Below are 853 nucleotides of genomic sequence, written 5' to 3'. Positions count from 1 at the left end.
CAACACGAAAATATCCAGGTTTACTAGGAGATGCGATAAGAAGACGACAATTATTCGTTCCTAAATCAAGCGCCGCATAAAGTGGTGGAGATTTTACTCGAGAGAACCGTCGCAGAAAAGGTGCTTGATGTTTTTTTGTTTTTTGAGCATCTATTATTGTTTGACGATGAAACTCAAAAGCTGTCTCCGATTGAATCAAAACCTGTTTCTGTTCACAGTGTCTTTGTTGTCTCTTTATATCAACAAGGATAGAGCATGCCTCTGTTCGCGACAATGCAAAGCGATTATTTTTATTACTCCCACATTGCTCATACAACCGATTTGCTTTGGTATCGTGTGTTTCTCCTTGCTTTGACTCTTTTGAACCATAATGTAACGGGGTCATCTCTCTTATCCTTTGAGCGTTTCCCCCAATAAATAAACGCGAAAACTCTTCTGCTCATTCCTAAATAAAGCAACAATGCAGCATCAAATGATAAAATACAAGAAACCATTCTCTTTTTTCTTATCATCGAAACTTTCTACGCTCGTATCATTCAGATTTTGTATAATCGTTTGGTTATTACCGTAAAGTCATGCTTCTCTTTATGAACTTAAAAATATAAACTAAACGTTTACATTCACAGAAATTTTGTACATTATGTTCTTTTATATCATTCACACACAATAACCTCTATTGTAACAAACCAGCACTATCATACTCTTTGCTAACGCTTAAGGCTGCAAAAATCTATACGTTGGCGTGATTTATCAGAAAAAATTTTCTTTTTTCCAATTACATTATCCACACATAAGCTTCATTTATTATATGCAACGAAATAGCTGTGATTATGCTAGAATACAAGCTTCATGA

The 853-nt window shown here is 34.9% G+C and carries 1 pseudogene; it reads right to left on the bottom strand.

The annotated features are described in order from the left end of the window. Nucleotides 1-385, bottom strand: a pseudogene (locus ACFINC_RS10210) (Ppx/GppA family phosphatase); the annotation flags it as partial. Between the last annotated feature and the right edge of the window lie 468 nt (nucleotides 386-853).

The sequence above is a fragment of the Bartonella sp. AP58NXGY genome (genome assembly GCF_042195785.1).
Classification (GTDB): domain Bacteria; phylum Pseudomonadota; class Alphaproteobacteria; order Rhizobiales; family Rhizobiaceae; genus Bartonella.
Note: the sequence above shows the minus strand (reverse complement) of the source record. Positions and strands in the feature narration are given on the sequence as shown.